The sequence below is a fragment of the Streptomyces sp. NPDC047061 genome (assembly GCF_040643955.1).
Taxonomy (GTDB): domain Bacteria; phylum Actinomycetota; class Actinomycetes; order Streptomycetales; family Streptomycetaceae; genus Streptomyces.
In genome coordinates, this window is record NZ_JBEYVI010000046.1 from 60,396 (window position 1) to 76,429 (window position 16,034).

General features: G+C 69.9%; 12 protein-coding genes, 1 tRNA gene and 1 pseudogene. 4 read left to right on the forward strand and 10 right to left on the reverse strand.

Annotated features, from left to right (window positions below; genetic code table 11):
• Window positions 1–114: 114 nt before the first annotated feature.
• From ABZ887_RS42415 to ABZ887_RS42435, 5 genes are all read right to left on the reverse strand, one after another.
• Window positions 115–666, reverse strand: a complete 552-nt coding sequence (locus tag ABZ887_RS42415; protein ID WP_361302733.1) for a hypothetical protein — start codon at window positions 664–666, stop codon at window positions 115–117.
• A 245-nt stretch (window positions 667–911) separates the two neighbouring features.
• Window positions 912–2,192: an MFS transporter gene (locus tag ABZ887_RS42420; protein WP_361302736.1), complete on the reverse strand. Its 1,281-nt coding sequence runs from the start codon at window positions 2,190–2,192 to the stop codon at window positions 912–914.
• Window positions 2,189–3,319 (reverse strand): PLP-dependent cysteine synthase family protein, encoded by a 1,131-nt coding sequence (locus tag ABZ887_RS42425; RefSeq protein WP_361302739.1) that lies wholly within the window; start codon window positions 3,317–3,319, stop codon window positions 2,189–2,191. The genes ABZ887_RS42420 and ABZ887_RS42425 overlap by 4 nt, the downstream gene beginning before the upstream one ends.
• Window positions 3,320–3,417: 98 nt before the next feature.
• The gene (locus ABZ887_RS42430; RefSeq protein WP_361302742.1) at window positions 3,418–3,882 is read right to left on the reverse strand and encodes a hypothetical protein; all 465 of its coding nucleotides are present in this window, start codon (window positions 3,880–3,882) and stop codon (window positions 3,418–3,420) included.
• A gap of 228 nt (window positions 3,883–4,110) precedes the next feature.
• Window positions 4,111–5,022, reverse strand: coding sequence for a M56 family metallopeptidase (locus ABZ887_RS42435; RefSeq protein ID WP_361302745.1), 912 nt, complete (start codon window positions 5,020–5,022; stop codon window positions 4,111–4,113).
• A 424-nt stretch (window positions 5,023–5,446) separates the two neighbouring features.
• Between ABZ887_RS42435 and ABZ887_RS42440 the strand changes: the two genes are divergently transcribed.
• The gene (locus ABZ887_RS42440) at window positions 5,447–5,707 is read left to right on the forward strand and encodes a type II toxin-antitoxin system VapB family antitoxin (RefSeq protein ID WP_361302748.1); all 261 of its coding nucleotides are present in this window, start codon (window positions 5,447–5,449) and stop codon (window positions 5,705–5,707) included.
• Window positions 5,704–6,118: pseudogene (locus ABZ887_RS42445) on the forward strand (PIN domain nuclease). Before ABZ887_RS42440 ends, ABZ887_RS42445 begins: the two are co-directional and overlap by 4 nt.
• A gap of 345 nt (window positions 6,119–6,463) precedes the next feature.
• Here ABZ887_RS42445 and ABZ887_RS42450 read toward each other — a convergent pair.
• Both ABZ887_RS42450 and ABZ887_RS42455 read right to left on the reverse strand, forming a co-directional pair.
• Window positions 6,464–6,547, reverse strand: a tRNA-Met gene (locus ABZ887_RS42450).
• A 532-nt stretch (window positions 6,548–7,079) separates the two neighbouring features.
• Entirely contained in the window at window positions 7,080–8,732 is a 1,653-nt protein-coding gene (locus ABZ887_RS42455) for an alkaline phosphatase family protein (protein ID WP_361302751.1), read from the reverse strand.
• Window positions 8,733–9,417: 685 nt separating this feature from the next.
• Between ABZ887_RS42455 and ABZ887_RS42460 the strand changes: the two genes are divergently transcribed.
• The gene (locus tag ABZ887_RS42460; protein WP_361302754.1) at window positions 9,418–10,821 is read left to right on the forward strand and encodes a PQQ-binding-like beta-propeller repeat protein; all 1,404 of its coding nucleotides are present in this window, start codon (window positions 9,418–9,420) and stop codon (window positions 10,819–10,821) included.
• Between the two features lie 664 nt (window positions 10,822–11,485).
• The gene (locus ABZ887_RS42465; RefSeq protein ID WP_361302757.1) at window positions 11,486–13,792 is read left to right on the forward strand and encodes a serine/threonine-protein kinase; all 2,307 of its coding nucleotides are present in this window, start codon (window positions 11,486–11,488) and stop codon (window positions 13,790–13,792) included.
• A 233-nt stretch (window positions 13,793–14,025) separates the two neighbouring features.
• Here the strand turns inward: ABZ887_RS42465 and ABZ887_RS42470 are convergent, their stop codons facing one another.
• The 3 genes from ABZ887_RS42470 to ABZ887_RS42480 all read right to left on the reverse strand — a co-directional run bounded on the left by ABZ887_RS42470 (window position 14,026) and on the right by ABZ887_RS42480 (window position 15,850).
• On the reverse strand, window positions 14,026–14,433 hold the full coding sequence (locus tag ABZ887_RS42470) for a PIN domain nuclease (protein WP_361302759.1): 408 nt from the start codon (window positions 14,431–14,433) through the stop codon (window positions 14,026–14,028).
• The gene (locus ABZ887_RS42475; protein WP_030606313.1) at window positions 14,430–14,663 is read right to left on the reverse strand and encodes a type II toxin-antitoxin system VapB family antitoxin; all 234 of its coding nucleotides are present in this window, start codon (window positions 14,661–14,663) and stop codon (window positions 14,430–14,432) included. Before ABZ887_RS42475 ends, ABZ887_RS42470 begins: the two co-directional genes overlap by 4 nt.
• Window positions 14,664–15,352: 689 nt before the next feature.
• Window positions 15,353–15,850 carry a hypothetical protein gene (locus ABZ887_RS42480; RefSeq protein WP_361302762.1) on the reverse strand — a complete coding sequence of 166 codons (498 nt, stop codon included), beginning with the start codon at window positions 15,848–15,850 and terminating at the stop codon, window positions 15,353–15,355.
• Window positions 15,851–16,034 lie beyond the last annotated feature (184 nt).

Sequence of the window (16,034 nt, forward strand, 5' to 3'; positions counted from 1 at the left end):
TGTTCTGTCTGACACGACCCACCCACTATACCCACTGGGGTATATGGTTCTACTAAGCGAGCTACGTACACGGCATCGCCCGACGACCGGCCTCCGCAGGGCACGCAGCGCCCGTCACCCCGAGGCGGCCGTCTTCTCGCCCGCCGGTGTCACGGCGAACCACGTGCCGTTCTTGCCCTGGCCGTTCATCTCGCCGGCCTTGGTGTCGCCCATGTAGCGGTACAGCGGCCACCCGGCGAGGGTGATCTGCTTCATGCCGTCGTCTCGGGTGATGACGCCGACCTTGGCCTGCACGCCCATCCCCTGCGGGGTGCCGTCGGCCATGACCGGCATCCAGGTCTGCGCGCAGTCGCCGGTGCACATCGACATGTTCACCTGGTCCTTGCCGTAGCGGTAGAGCGTGAAGCCCTCGGCGTCGGTGACCACCGCCCCCATGCCGGACATCGTCTTGGACATCAGCATGTTCGTGCTGACCATATGACCCGCGCCGCTGCTCGGGGTGGACGTTGCGCCGTCGGCGGGTGCCGTGGTCCCGGCGGGCGCGGAGGCCGCCGGTGCGGCCGCGCCGGTGTCCGTGGAGCTGCCGCTGGACGATCCACACGCGGTGAGCAGCAGCGCCGAGGCGACGCCCGAGGCCATGACGAGGGCAATGCGGTGCCGGGACACGGAGTTCTCCCTTGTTGTCACACGGGTTATCTACTGATGCCCTTAGTACGTTCGTGGATGGCGGACCGTTCAGTCGCAGGGGACGCACATGACGAGGCCTTTACTCGGAGCCACGCGGCGATCTCGGCGTTGGGCGGTTCGGACAGTGCGGTCGCCACGGGGGGGCGGTCATCTCACGTTCGCCGGTCGGCGAGTGAGGCGATGCTCCGGTGAGCGGCCTCGATCCATCCCGGCGCCGAGCACGGTCACGATGCCACCGCCGTGAGCTCCCGTTCGGCGCACGCGGTCAGGCGGCCCGAGCGCGCCAGCAGTGCGACGCAGCCGGCGCAGAACGCGCCCGTCGCCGCGAGCACCCACCAGGTCAGCTCCGGACGTCCCAGACGGTCGGCGGCGTCCCAGACGGCGCCGGTGGTCAGGTTGCCCAGAGTGATGCCCAGGCCGGCCACGGTGTTGTACAGCCCGTAGTGAGTGGCGACGAGGCGTCCGCCGGCCAGGGAGACGACGGTGTCCATCTCGAACGGGTAGACCATCGCCGTCCCCAGTCCGAGCAGGACCACCGCCGCGAACAGTGGTGCCAGTGTCACGGCCCAGGCCGCCGTACCGGAGGTGCGGGTCGCCGTGCCGGTGTCGATGAGCAGAGGGAGGAAGGCCGTACCCATGAGCGCGCTGCCGTAGACGATGGCGCGCTGGGACGAGCAGCGCGCCCGTGCCCATGCGGTGATCTTCAGCTGGCCGGCCACGGCGACCGCGGCCGAGACCGCGAACAGGGCTGTGGTCACCGTGTCGCCCCGGTCCGGGGCGACACGGTGCGCCTGCAACGGCAGTGCCAGGTAGACCTGGAAGGACAGGACGTACGAACCGATCATGGCCAGGGCGAAGAGAAGGAACGGGCGGTTGGCGACGACCGTGCGCCAGCCGGCCGGCACACCGCCGGGTTCGGCCCGCGATGTGCCCCCGTGTGCGGGCAGCATGCGCAGCTGAACTGCCGTCAGGGCAAGGAAGAGCAGGGCGGCCACGGAGCAGACGAGCCCGAAGTCGGCGGACAACAGCGCGAGTCCGACAAGGGGCCCCACGAACATCCCGGCCTGGTAGAAGACGTTGAAGGCGGCGAAGGCCTCCACGCGCCGCTCCCCCGCCTCCTGCGCCAGATACGCACGGACGGCGGGATTGAACAGAGCGCCCGCGAACCCGGTCACCGCCGACGCCGCGAGCAGAGCCGGCAGTGAGCTGACGAAGCCGAGCAGCCCGAAGCCGGCGGTCCGCAGCACGAGACCTGTCACGATCACCGACTTGTAGCCGAGCCGGTCGGCGAGCGTGCCGCCGACGAGGAACATGCCCTGCTGGGCGAAGTTGCGCACCCCGAGCACCAGACCGACCGCCCAGGCGGCCAGCCCTAGGCCGTCCGCGAGGTGGACGGCGAGGTAGGGCATGAGCATGTAGAAGGCGGTGTTGATGGTGAACTGCTGGATCATCAGCAGCCGGCTGCATCCGCTGAACGAACGGAACTGCGTGACAAGGGACTTCATCGCACGGCCCCTTCCGGCACGGTGACGTCGGTGCAGCGGGTCCATCGCTCCACCGTGTACTCACCCGGGTGCGCGATCTCGTCCGGCTCGGTGGCGGGGACGCTGCGGACGAGGTCGTGGGCGCGGCAGTACTGGTCGCTGTAGACGGTGTTCCAGTAGCGGTGCACGCCGTCGGGGAAGATCGCCGCGATCCGGGTCCGCCGCGGTTCGGTCCGGGCCAGCCAGTTCGCGACGAGTGCGACGGCGCCCACGCTCCAGCCGCCGCTGGCGTAGTGGCCGCGAGCCAGTCGGCGGCAGGCCCACACCGCCTCCCCCGGGGCCACCCAGTGGACCTCGTCGAAGGCCGCGTGGTCGACGTTGCCGGGGTGGATGCTGCTGCCCAGGCCACGCATGAGACGGGGTCCGGCAGGCTGGCCGAAGACGGTGGAGTTCACCGAGTCGACACCGACGAGCCTGAGTTCCGGGGTGAAGCCACGAAGGGTGCGGGCGGTGCCCGCCGAGTGGCCGCCGGTGCCGACCGCCGCGACCAGGACGTCGATCCGTCCGAGCTGCACGATGAGTTCCAGGGCCAGCGGGGCGTAGGCGGCAACGTTGTCGGGATTGTTGTACTGGTCGGGACACCAGGCCGATGGGGTACGGACGAGCGTTTCGCGCACGCGCTCGCGGCGCGCCTCCTGCCAACCGCCCACGGGATGCGACTCGGCGACCATGTCGACGTGCGCTCCGAGCGCGCGCAGCTGGTGCACCATCAGCGGCTCCACGCCGGGATCGGTGACGAGGGTGACCGGATGGCCGTACGTGATCCCGGCCAGGGCCAGGCCGAGGCCGAGGGTGCCGCTGGTGGACTCGACGATGGGCGCCCCTGGCCGGAGGTCACCCCGTTTGCGAGCCGCGGCCACCATGTGGAGTGCCGGGCGGTCTTTGATGCCGCCGGGGTTGGCGCCCTCCAGTTTCGCCCAGAAGCCGCGGCCCGCCGGGTTGAAGGGCTCCCCGATCCACAGGACGGGGGTGTTGCCGACCATGCCGGCCGGTGAGCGCCGCGGCACCCCGGCCGGTTCGGGAAGTTCGTGTCCCGCGAGGAACGAAGTGATGTCGTGCGACGTGACGTCGCGCAGGGAAGTACTCATGCGGGGGTCCTCCCGCGGCCCCGCTCACGCTGAGGCCACGTGTCTGCCGTACGGGTGTGTGTGCCGGAGGGCCTGGCGGTGCACGCCGGGCGGCACGGTCACGTACGGCTGACGCAGACCAGGTTCAGCAGACGGGCGCCGCCGGAATTCGGCACGGCCGCCGGATCCCCTCCCCCTGGCGGGCCGCCTGACGCCACGGGATCCACCACGCGGTGCCGCAGGGAGAGCAGCGCGATCAGCGCGAGCGCGAGAACGAGGGCCCCCGCGGGCACGCGCAGTTCGGCGGGCCGGTCAGCCGGATCGCAGCACAGGGAGCAGTGCCCGTCGTGTTCGTCCGCCCCATGATCCAGGGCACAGTCCGCTACCGCCCACACGGAGCGCAGGCCGTTCGCTCCAGCCTCCTGGTACACCGCCGACGCGGCCGCGGTCGTGGCGTGCGGGTGCCCGTCATCCAGGTCCGCGGCGCACGCCACGGCGTGGGCCAGGAGCATCAGCACCAGACCCACGAGGAGGGCGAGGGCCGGCTTGCGCATCCTCGCGCAGCCGGCAGATTCCTGCGGCACGCGACAGATAGTAGGCACATCGTCACGATCCGGCAGCTTTCATCCGCATATGGGCGAACCAGCCGGGAGGCCGAACCGCGGGTACGCGCCCGCACCGGCGGGCCGGCACACGCCGTTGACGCCCGACAGCCCGGAGGTGATCCGGGTGCCGCTCCTCGCCCTGGTGGCCGTGCAGTGGAAGGTACCTCGACCGGCCTGTCGGGGATGGCGGTGCGGGTCCTGCCGGAGTCAGGGCACGCAAGCCACCGTCAGGGGCAGCAGCGGAGCCACGACTGTGGCCACAACGATGCCCAGCCATGCCACGCGGTGCGGCCGGGGCTGCGGCGCAAGGACGCGCCGCAGCCGGATGAGGACTCCCGAGCCGCCCGCGCCCAGAGCCGCCGTCGGCGCTCGCCCCGCCGCGACCTCGCACATCGCCGTCGCCAGCGCGTCCCTGGAGTGATGCCGCAGGGCACGGTCGTCCGCGATCATCTCCAGCAGCAGGTTCGTCTGCTCTTTGGCGTGCCGGGCGAGCGGCAGACCGCGGAACGCGCGCGAGAACGCGTCCACCAGGATCTTCAACAGGTGGTGCCTGCCCGCGATATGGGCGCGCTCGTGCTCCAGTACGGCGCGCAGTTGCTCCTCGGTGAGGATGTCCAGCGCGCCGCTGGTGACGACCACGCGGGCGCGGCGTCCGGCTAGGCAGTACACGGCGGGAATGCCGTGGTCGACGATCGTGGCGCCGTACTCGGGCGCGGGTTCACCGACGAGAGTGAGCATGTCCAGCTGGCGGTTGCCGGCACGTCGCGCCCGCCAGACGCACCGGACCAGCCATCCGGCCGGCAGGAGGACGACCATGACGGGTGCCGCGATCGCCAGGGCGTCGTCGAAGGTGGGGGGCGCGTGGCCCGCCGACGAGGCGTCCGCGGGCAGTCCGCATGCGGTGAGCAGCCCGATCATTCCGTCGTGCACATGCTGTTCGGCCGTCACCACGTGGTACACCGAGAGGGCGGTGGCGACGACGAACGTGACCATGAGGCCCTGCCACGCCAGGACGGCGACAGCCGGGGCCCGGTGCGCCCACAGGGCGCTGGCCAGCAGGGGCGGCACCACGGCACCCACCAGGACCGCGTATCCGGCCAACCCCGCGGCTGTGATCATGCACTGCTCCGCCTCTTCACCGCTCGGAGCGCCGAGCGTAGCGCGTGCACTCGGTCGGCGCACAGCGGCTTCCTTCGATCCCGGGCAGGCAACGAGGCGATCACCATGGCCGCCACGGCGGTGGGACGGCCGCCGATCCGCCCGACCGGCCGGGATCCGAGGTGGGCACCGATCCCGGTCGCCACGGCCACCGGCAGGAACACCAGATCCTTGTGTCCAGCCTGCGTCCCGAAGACGCCCACGGAAGGCCGGCTGAACGCGCCCGCCTGAGCCGAGCGCCCGGCCACAACGCGATTCCGTACCCTCCGGCATGCCACCGCGGCGCCGTCGCCTCCGCGGCAGCAGCCGTATACAAAAGATCTTATATATCGATACACCCTGATTGATACATTCCGATTGATACATTCCGCCGGAGGGGGTCACCATGAGTCGGACGGTCATCGATCTCGACGACGAGGCACTGGAAGCAGCCGCCAGAGAACTCGGTACGACCACCAAGCGCGACACCATCAACACCGCCCTGCGGAAAGTCACCGCCCGCTACCGGCGCCTGCGCGCGCTCGAAGAAGCTCGCAGCCTGGTGGCCGACGGCGCCCTGGACATCGACCTGCTCCTGGACAAGCACGAATACCGCCCCGCGAACGCCGGCCTGGGCAACGACCCCGGCGCCGGAGCCGACGAGTGACCGTCGCCGACCACCTCATCGACACCTCTGCCCTCGTTCGCGCCCTGCTCCGCCAGAACACGGCCGAATGGGACGACAGGATCGCCGCCGGCCTCGTCGCGATCTGCGACCTCACCGAACTGGAAGTCCTGTACTCGGCCCGTTCGGCCGCGGACCGTACCCGTTTGAAGGCGGCACTCGACGCCCACTACGCATGGTGCCCCATGCCAGACGGCGTCTTCCGCCGCTCGCGCACCGTGCAGGAACAACTGACGGCCAAAGGGGAGCGCCGCGGCGCGGGACCCGTCGATCTCCTCGTTGCCGCGACCGCCGAGGAAGCGGGACTGACGCTGCTGCACTTCGACCGCGACCTTCGAAACCATCGCCCGCACAACAGGGCAGCCGGTCCGCACGATCGACCTCAGGCAGTAGAACTCGCACGGTACCGAGGCGCACCGAGCTTCCGACCGACCCGGCCGCCTGACGGCCAGTCCGCTGCAGCCTGGGCCGTCTCCCGACACCCAGAGGCCACCGGGCGACACCGCTTCCGGATCCTCGTGTCCAGCCGGCGTCCAGAATTCGACGTCCAGACGCTCGCACAGCCCACCCACGACGCCGTCCTCCAGCCGCAGGCCGCTACGTCCGCGCAGGTCAAAGCGATCCCAACGCACACTGACAGCCACAGAGTTGAACTCACGAGCAGCGGATTCAGTCCCGCGGCCCAAAGTCCTGCATCCGCACGCCAGATGAGACGTTTCCGCAGGTCAGGCGCCTGCATGGTGGGGCGGGTGGGACTCGAACCCACGGCCGACGGATTATGAGTCCATCGAGGATCTTGGCGGCCTTTGCCGATCAACGCCCATACTTGACGTTTTCGCAGGTCCGACGTGTTGATCAGTGTCAACCCTATGCAGCGCTTGTCGATCCGTTCCTGTCCTTGTGGCCCCTCAACGGCCCCTGAGGGTCTTTGAGGCAGACGCTCATCACAGCAGCAGACGTGTCCGTCCAGATCAGCCAAGTGGATGGAGCCTCCGGACAACGGATTTCCCTTCCACCGCGCAGAGATCCCGCCCCTACTACTCGGGCGGAGCGGCTCGCCGGCATCGGACCATCTCTTGGGGTACGTCGCGGCCACGTGGAGCGGCCAGGTCCTGGACCCTGCACGGTGTTGATGTCGCACGGGCTGTCCGCGTCACGCAGGCTTTCACCTCAGCCGGACCGGACATCGGTCGAGGGTGCAGACGACGACCCGGGTACCCTCCGCGAGGCCGCCCGCACCTGCGTCCGGCGCCCGCCGAGACGACTGGGGTTTCCCGGCCGCCGATGGGCGAGCCGGGCGGTGTCTGCGGCCGGTGCGCCCTCGGGCTTACGCGGCCGGGGCGCACCGAACGGGTCAGCGGACCGGCAGCACGGCAGTGTGCTCCTCGCGCACGGCCTTGAGGGAGCGGGGGTCGAGACCGAGCAGGCTCAGGATCGTCGGTGCGATCTGTTTGGTCTGGACGTCCGCGGAGTCGCGCACGCCGTCCGGGACGGAGGCGCCGGACACGACGAGGGGGACGGCGAGGTCGTCGGAGTGGCCGCCGCCGTGCTCGGCGACCTTCTTGGTGCCGCCGGTGTAGACGACGCCGTACTGCGCGACGCCGAGGAGGTCGGGGACCCGGGCGTCGCCGGCCTTGACGTGGAAGTAGTCGGCCGCGGCCTGGCCGGCGTAGACCTTGCTGAGCCCGCTGTGGGTGTAGGCCTTGGGCGCGGCGTTGATGTCGGTGCCGGTGCCGCTCTGTGCGAGCAGGTACTTCTTGGCGAAGGCGGTGGCGGCCGCGGAGCGGTCGGAGAGCCAGAGCAGCATGGCGTCGTCGTCCACCGCGTGCGTCACCAGATCGGCGGCGCCGGGGTGCAGCTTCTTCCAGGCGGCGTCGAGGCCGTCCAGCAGCGGGCCGTCGTCGACGCGGGTGAGCGCGGCGGGATCGGTGGGCGACTGGCCATGCTTGGCGGAGAGGATGACGGCGGTGCTGCCGGAAAGGTGCCGCTTGCGGATCTCGGCGGTCAGGGCGCCGATCTCCGTGTTGACGAAGTCCAGGTTCTTCACCAGCAGCGGGCCCGGGACGTTCTTGGCGGTGTAACCGCCGGTGAGGCCGTCGGAGGCGGGCAGCTTCTGCGCGGTGGAGACCGACTGGAAGTTGAGGCCGAAGATCGCCGGGGTGCCGACCTTGTGGGTGCGGCTGTGGTCGAAGCCGTCGATCTCGTTGAGGACGGCCTTCACCTTGTAGCCGTCGTACTGCTCGGTGGCCTTGTTGTCCGTGGTCCAGTCGTGGCCGGCGGCGTAGCCGAGGGCGTCGCTGTTGATCTCCGGAGTGAACAGGTCCTGGACGCCGGTGCCTGAGGGGCCGTTGAGGATCTCGTAGGCGGCGTGCTTGTCCGACCAGGCGGTGCGCAGACCCGCCTTGCGGGCCACCTCGAAGATCGTGTTCACCTTGAGGTACGAGTGCGGGTACACCGGCTTGCAGGTCTTCGGGTCGACCGGCAGCTTCGACGCGTTGATCAGGCTCGCCGGGTGGCCGGTCATCGACAGGATGCTGTCCGGCAGGCCCGCGAGGCCCTGACCGGCGTCGATGGAGGCCTGGTTCTTGTCCAGGTCCTCGGTGAGGTCCACCTCGGCCCCGGGCTTGACGTCCTTGCAGCTGGTGGTTCCCGCCGGGAGAAGCGCGGCGTTGTAGGTGTCGTCGTAGTAGATGCCCGTGGTTCCGGGGCTTCCGCCGGTCGCCTGGGCGACCATGCCGGGGAAGGAGTCGGACGGCGTGGTGGTGCTGGCGTGGGTGTACTCCACGCCGCCGCCGACCAGCCGGGCCAGCGCGGACTTCGGGTGCCTGGCGATGTACCAGGCCAGGTCCGATTGGTGCAGCCCGTCGACGGAGATCAGCAGAACGTGCCTGGCGGCGGCCGCCGGGCGGGGGGAGGCGGCGAACGCGGAGGGCTGGGCGGCGGTCACTCCGGCCAGGACTCCGGTGGCGGCGAGGACGGCCGCGGGTCTGACGTAACGTCTGGTCATCTGGTCTCTCCCGGGTGTTCGGGGCGTGCTGCGGGTGCCGGGCTCATCAGAGCCGCGCCCTGTGTACCGGAACCGGCGCATCTGTGAACACATCCGGAATGAGCGGTCGGCTCTTCGCCAAACAGGTCTGGTGTTCCCCAAGGAGGAGAGACGTCCGCGGCCCCGTCGAGAAGCCCAGCCCGCTCGCGGCCCAGGCGGACGCCGAAGGTTCGTAGCTCTCACCGAGCGGTCTGCATGCCAGTTGCCGCCCCATTGGCGCCGGCGTGTTCGCAACAGCTCACTGCTCTGCTCGATGACTGGACGAAGCCGTCGGCGATCGTCCCGGCGGCCTGACCACCGAACCACACGGCACTGCACGAGAGGGTCGAGTGACCCCGGGGCCGTTCTGTCCTCTCTGCGGGCTGTTTCCTCGGTCCCTCGGCACATCGCCAGAACGCATTCTCGGCGGTGACCACCGAACTCGCCGCCGCGGACTTGACGCGCTGGCACCGTGAGGTCTCTGCCGACATGTGCCGGCGGTCCCGCCCTCACCCGAACAGGAACCCGTCCGAGGACGGTCCCGGCAGGCGAGGCTCCGCCCCGACCATCAGGACGGCTGAAGTTCCTTTAAAAAGGCGCCAGTTGGGCGAGAATGGTGGGTCGGACGGGCCATGTGCGGCGGTGTGGAACGGAGGCGGCTGACGGGATGACGACGGCTGACGGGGCGGTGCCGGGGCGGTCCGCCGGGCGGCGGCGGTTCATGGTTCTGGGCGCGGGTGGTCTGGCTGCGGCGGCCGGCGGGGTGGGCATCTGGCGGCTCTTCGACAGCGGCGCGGCGCAGTGGCCGTGGAAGCAAGTGTGGTCCAAGCCGCTGGACGGGTTGTATCCGTCGGTGCTGAACGCGCACGCCGGGGTCCTGTACCTGTCGGGTTTCGGCGGGGTGGTGGCGGTGGAGCAGTCCGGCGGCGGCAAGCGGTGGCAGGCGCTGTCGGGGCTCGACAGCCAGTCCGCACCGGCGTTCGGCGCGGGCGTCGTCTGCGTCACCGGGGTCCGCACCGGCGGACGGACGGTGGTGAACGGTCTGGAGACGTCCTCGGGCCGCGTGCTCTGGGAACGCGAACTCGACGGTCTGACCCGGCACGCCCCGACACCTGCCGGGGACACCATGCTTGTGGTGATCGGGGAGACTTCCGTGGCCTCGAAGACCGTCCTGTACGCGCTGGACACCCGGTCCGGCTGGACCAAGTGGCGCACCCAACTGTCCGCGAGGGCGACGGGACCGTCGGCGCCGGTGACCGGAAACGGCCTGGTGTACCTGACCACCGGGGTGCAGGACGACGGGTCGATGGCGTGGACGCTGGACCTGGCGACCGGCGCACTGCGCTGGAAGTTCTCTTCGGAAGGCTTCCTGGGAGCCCCGGTCCTGGCCGGACGCGAACTCCACGTCACCGCCAGCCCGAGCAGCGCCAGCGCCGACGAGGAGCACAACGCGCTCATCACGCTCGACGCCGTCTCGGGAACGGTCCTGCGGCGGGCGGGAAACCTGCCGGTCGGCACCGAGTTGAACATCCAGCGGGCGGGCGGCACGCTGTACACGGTGGTTCGCCGTTACGGGGACCAGTACCGCAGCACCCTCGTCGCCATCGACGCCTCGACCGGCCGTGTGCGCTGGCAGTCGGACACCGACATCGACATGGTACGGACCCCTCTCCTCGTCTCCGGCGACACCGTCGTGGCCGGGGGCAACAAGTTTCCCGAACTGACCGGCTCCTACGTCGTCCAGGTCTTCGACGCCGCCACCGGCCACCGCCGCTGGACCCGCGACATGGGAACCCAGGTCGACTCAAAGGGCCCTGTCCTGACCGGCAGCACGATCTGTGTCCCCAGTCGCGCCACGAAGTACACCGACCGGGGCACGCTCACCTTCCTGGACCCCGCGTCCGGCACCTCCCGCTGGCACCACCCCCTGACCGCCAACGGCGGCGCCGCGGCGTGCCCGGTCGGCCGCACGCTCTACGTCCTGGCCTGGCCGTTCCAGGGCCCCAACGGAAAGACGCTGGAAAACCAACACGGCGCCACACTGTACGCACTCCAGCGCGGGAACTCCTGACCGTACGCCGAGAGCCGTACCCGCCGGTCAGTGCGTTCAGGGTCTGGGGGGTGCGGTCGCCTGAGCCCAGGTGGTACGCGGAAGAGGGGTACAGCTCCGGGAGGCCGCCACCGTGCGCGGCGGTCGCCGCGAGGAGGCCGCCACGATCGTCGAGCAGCGGGGATCCTCTGCACCGTGCCGGTCGCTGTCAAGGGCTGCGCCGACTGCAAGGTCCTCGGCAGGGACGCGGACGCCGGGAGCCGGGTCTGCACAGCCAGTTCGGGCACGTACCCGAAGGTGACGCTGAACCTGCCGACCAGACATTACCACTTCTTTACCAGTGCGGCGACGCCGTCGACAGCTCCGGCCGCGTCCTCGACCACGGCACGGGGACACGGATCCCGTCCCGGCCACACGTACACGGGCTGCAAGTACGTCATCCGGCGCAACTGGCTTGAGCGGTCCGTACGCGTCTTCACCGTTGCCTTCAGCGACCAGGCCGTCACCGTACGGCCGGCAACCAGCCCCACCACCCGCCCCGCCCGCACTCGTCATACCGGCCCCGCACGAAGCTTCCGACTGCAGGTGTCGGCCTTCCGCGGTGGGAGCGGACGAGGCTGTCGGGAATGATGTGCCCTCTACGACAGCGGCCCCGGAGGCCGCAGGGCAGGGAGCGTGGGGTGGGGTGGCAGTGTTCGAGGCCCTGGGGCCGGAAGACCCGCGACTGGTGGGGCGTTACCGCATCGTGGCACGGCTCGGCGCGGGCGGCATGGGCCGGGTGTATCTGGCGCGCTCGCCCGGAGGGCGTCCGGTCGCGGTGAAGGTGGTACGCCCGGAGTTGGCCGGGGACGGCGACTTCCGGCGCCGTTTCGCCCGCGAGGTGGCCGCCGCACGCAGGGTGAACGGAGCCTTCACCGCCGGCGTGGTCGACGCCGACCCCGACGGCTCCCCGGCCTGGCTGGCCACCGTCTACGTCCCCGGCGTCTCCCTGGGCCAGGCAATCGCCGGGCACGGCCCCTGGCCCACCCGGCCCGTCCTCGCGCTGGGGGCGGGGCTGGCCGAGGCGCTGGAGGCGATCCACGCCGCCGGCGTCGTCCACCGCGACCTCAAACCGTCCAACATCCTCCTGGCCGCCGACGGCCCGAGAGTGATCGACTTCGGCATCTCGGTGGCCGTCGACGCCAGCGCGCTGACCCACACCGGCATGACCATCGGCACCCCCGGCTTCATGTCCCCCGAGCAGCTCACCGACCGCCCGGTCGGACCCGCCAGCGACATCTTCGCCCTCGGCTCAGTGCTGGCCTACACCGCCACCGGAGTCGGCCCGTTCGGCACCGGCACCCCCCACGCCCTGCACTACCGCGCCGTCCACGAACCCCCCAACCTCGCCGCCCTGCCACCCGAACTGCGCGAGGTGGTGGCCGCCTGCCTGGCCAAGGATCCCGACCAACGCCCCACCATCGCCCACCTCCTCGACCGACTCACCCCCGCGGACGGCGCCAACGAGGGCGGCGGAGAGCCGACCTCGGCCACGCTGCGGGCCGAGCCCGGCTGGATGCCCGAGCAGATCGCCCACCTGATCCAGACACACACCGCCACCGCCCTGCCCCGCACCCCGCCCCCGACACCGCCTTCGGCAGCAGACCCCGCCCCCGGCACCCCACCGCCCACCCCGCCCGCAGCAGCACTGCCTCCCCCACCTGCCGAACCGCCCGGAGCGGCACCGCCGACCCCACCGCCGCCCGCCCTCGGGCCGCATCAGGCACTGCCCCTGACCGGGGAACAGCACCGCCCCGTCCCCCCGACCCCGCGCCGGCCCACACCCACCGGATCCACCCCGGCGACAGGGACGCTGAACCTGGTCCCGCTGCCGCACGGACATCCACCCAGAGCCCAGCAGGCGATATCCCGGCGCCGCGCCCTGCTCGGCCTGACAGGCACAGCCCTCACCGCGGGAGCCGGCCTCACCGGCTGGAAATTACTCACCCGCAACACCACGGACTCCGGTAACGGATCTACGAAACCACCCACATCCAGCGGCTCACCACTCTGGAAATTCCACACCGGCGACGCCGTGTCCTCGTCCCCGGCCGTGGTCGGGGGCGTGGTCTACGTCGGCAGCGCCGACCACAACCTGTACGCGGTGGAGGCGGCAACCGGCAAGAAACGCTGGAACTTCCCCACCGACAAGGGCGTGTCCTCATCCCCGACCGTGGCCGACGGTGTCGTCTACGTCGGCAGCTGGGACAACTCGCTGTACGCGGTGGACGCCACAACCGGCAAGAAACGCTGGAACTTCCGCACCGACAACGTCGTGTTCTCCTCCCCTGCCGTGGCCAACGGCAAGGTCTACGTCGGCAGCTGGGACGAGAGCCTGTACGCAGTGGACGTCACAACGGGCGGGAGACGCTGGAACTTCCCCACCGGCGGCTTGGTGGCCTCGTCCCCGACCGTGGTCGACGGCGTGGTCTACTTCGGGAGCGCTGACCAGAACCTGTATGCGGTGCAGGCAACCGGCGAAGAACGCTGGGCGTTCCCCACCGACGGCGCCGTGTCCTCGTCCCCGACGGTGGTCGACGGCGTGATCTACGTCGGCAGCGACGACTTCCACCTGTATGCGGTGGACGCGGCAACCGGCAAGAAACGCTGGTCCTTCCCCACCAACAACGTCGTGTACTCGTCCCCGACCGTGGCCGACGGCGTCGTCTACGTCGGCAGCTGGGACAACTCGCTGTACGCGGTGGACGCGGCAACCGGCAAGAAACGCTGGTCCTTCCCCACCAACAACGTCGTGTACTCGTCTCCCACTGTGGTCGGTGGCGTGGTCTACGTCGGCAGCCGGGACAGCAGGCTGTACGCGGTGGACGCGGCAACCGGCAAGAAACGCTGGTCCTTCCTCACCGGCAGTGCCGTGTCGTCGTCCCCGACCGTGGCCGACGGCGTCGTCTACATCGGCAACGTTGACGGCAACCTGTATGCGGTGCGGACGTAGCAGCAGCCACCACGACACAGACAGGCTCCATGCGATGACCTGATCTCGGAGGCTGCCGATCAGATGTTTCTCCCCGCAGTGGATGCGCGTGCGCTGAACGGCTCGCGGATCTGGACGGCGCGACGGCTGCACTCAGAGGAGCGGCCAGGTTCCCAGTCCCGGGACTGGGACAGCGACTTGGGCGTCGATCCACGAGAGGTCAACAGGCCGGCAATCGGGTCGGCCCCAGGAGATCAGGCTCGTACGTCCCGCTGCTGAACTTCCTTGAGCACTCCGGCCACCGTCACGAAGTCGTTGTCCACGTGGAGGACGGTGTGCCCGTGGTGAACTGCGGTCGCACACACCAACAGGTCGATCGCTCCGGCCGCGCGATGCTGACCCTGCTGCGTCAGTTTGTACTGAGCGGTGCCGACCCAACGCCAGGCGTTCTTCGGAACGGGAGAGAGGTGGCAGAGTGCGTCCAGCTCTTCCGCGAGTTCGTCCCGGTGGGACGGGCTGGTTGCCGAGTACAGAAATTCGGTGCGTGTCGGCTCGCAGAGGTGGAACACCCCGGCGGCGATGTGCCCCTCCCAGGGCGGCAATGCTCCGGGGGTGCGGAACAGGTGCCACAGGGCGGACGTGTCAAGCAGGTATGTGATCACTCAAAGGCCTCGCGCCGGGCACGCTTGCCTGCGTCATGCGCCGCCGCGGCCTGCTCGAACTCGCCACGCGCACCACGCGCGGCCAGCTTCTCGGCGGCATCGAGCCGCTTGATCCGTGCCACGTAGTCCCGCAGGGCCGCGTTGACCGTCTCCTTCTTCGTCGTGACACCCATCAGCCGCATGGCCTCGGCGAGTGCCTCGTCATCGAGATCAATCTGTGTGACGGACATCGACCACCTCCAGCATCCGTGATGTATGTCATCAGAATACATCACCAACATTGCGGCGCATCGTGGCTCAGAACCACCCCGCCGGAGGCGGTGGGGCAAGGTATGGACAGTTCCCTGCTCACGGGCGTCGGGGCAGCGGGTCGAAGGGTGTACCGAGGTCACCGCGTACGCCTGCTCCGCCCGGGGCACCGCCACGCGGAACCAGCCGGACCAGTTGCCCGCCTTGTCACCGCCGACCAGGATCACGGCCTGCCGGTCCGGGTCGAACACGAACAGCAACCGCACTTCCGTGGCCCCTGCCGAGCCGGGGCGACAGTGACAGCCCGGCTGACCTGAAGCAGAGTGTCGCGGTCAGTGCGGCGCAGGCCGTGAAGCCACGACAGAGCTGGCTCGACCACGACAATCTACCAAGCCATGGACGCGCCCCCCCTCTACAATTTATTCCACTGGCGGCATACACCACTGAGGTTATAACGGCAGATGCGGGACCGGGCCGGCCCGGTCGGTTTGGCCGACGCTCGGGTCCTGTACCTGAAGGCGGCGCGGATGCGACCGCCGTCGACGGGGTCGGGGAAGCCGGAATGGTTACAGCGGTCCAGGCGATGAGCCAAAACCGATGTGTCCCCTTGGTCTGCACCACGAGCCAGCCACTGACGGCCCGCTCACATCTCTGCGAGCCGTCTCCAGAACTACCTGTGGTGGGGCCCGCGTTCCTGCCCCGCGCCGGGGTCCAGCAGCCGCCGGATGCGCTCGTACTCGGCGGCCATCTCCGGTGTGGCGAGGAAGTCGCCGAGATCCGCGGACACCTCTTGGTCGATGTCCTCGATGGAACGGATGGCGAGTTCGTAGACCTCGCCGCGCCGGTTCTGCTCCAGGTAGCTCTGCCAGTGCGCCAACGCGCTGATGACGGTGAGGACTCCGGGGTCCAGACCGTCCTCGACCAGGATGCCGTCATAGATCGTCGCCAGCTCGTCGTGCAGCTCGGCGGCGCTGATGGTCAGCACGTTCGCGCAGGCGGTGGCCAGTGCCGCCCGGGCTTCTTCGGTGAGTTCGTCCTCGGCCGCACCGCGCAGCAATTCCGGCCGCGCCAGACGGGTGACCGTCTCCTCACCGAACGCGCGAACGCCGGCCTCGGTGGCCCCGACGACCAGCCGCAGAACGTCCGCCTCAAGCTCGCTGTAATCCACGCTCGCAGCTTAAGCGGGGTGTGACCGAGATCCACGCCGAAGGAGCAACGAAATGAGCCCCAGGCCCGGATGCGCTCGGATTCACCTGCGCCGACGACCGGCAGGGTCGCGTTCGGCAACGTGCCGGGCGACAGGGCGACGCCGGGCCGCGCATACCGTTCCAGGGAGCGGGCAGAGGCGTGCT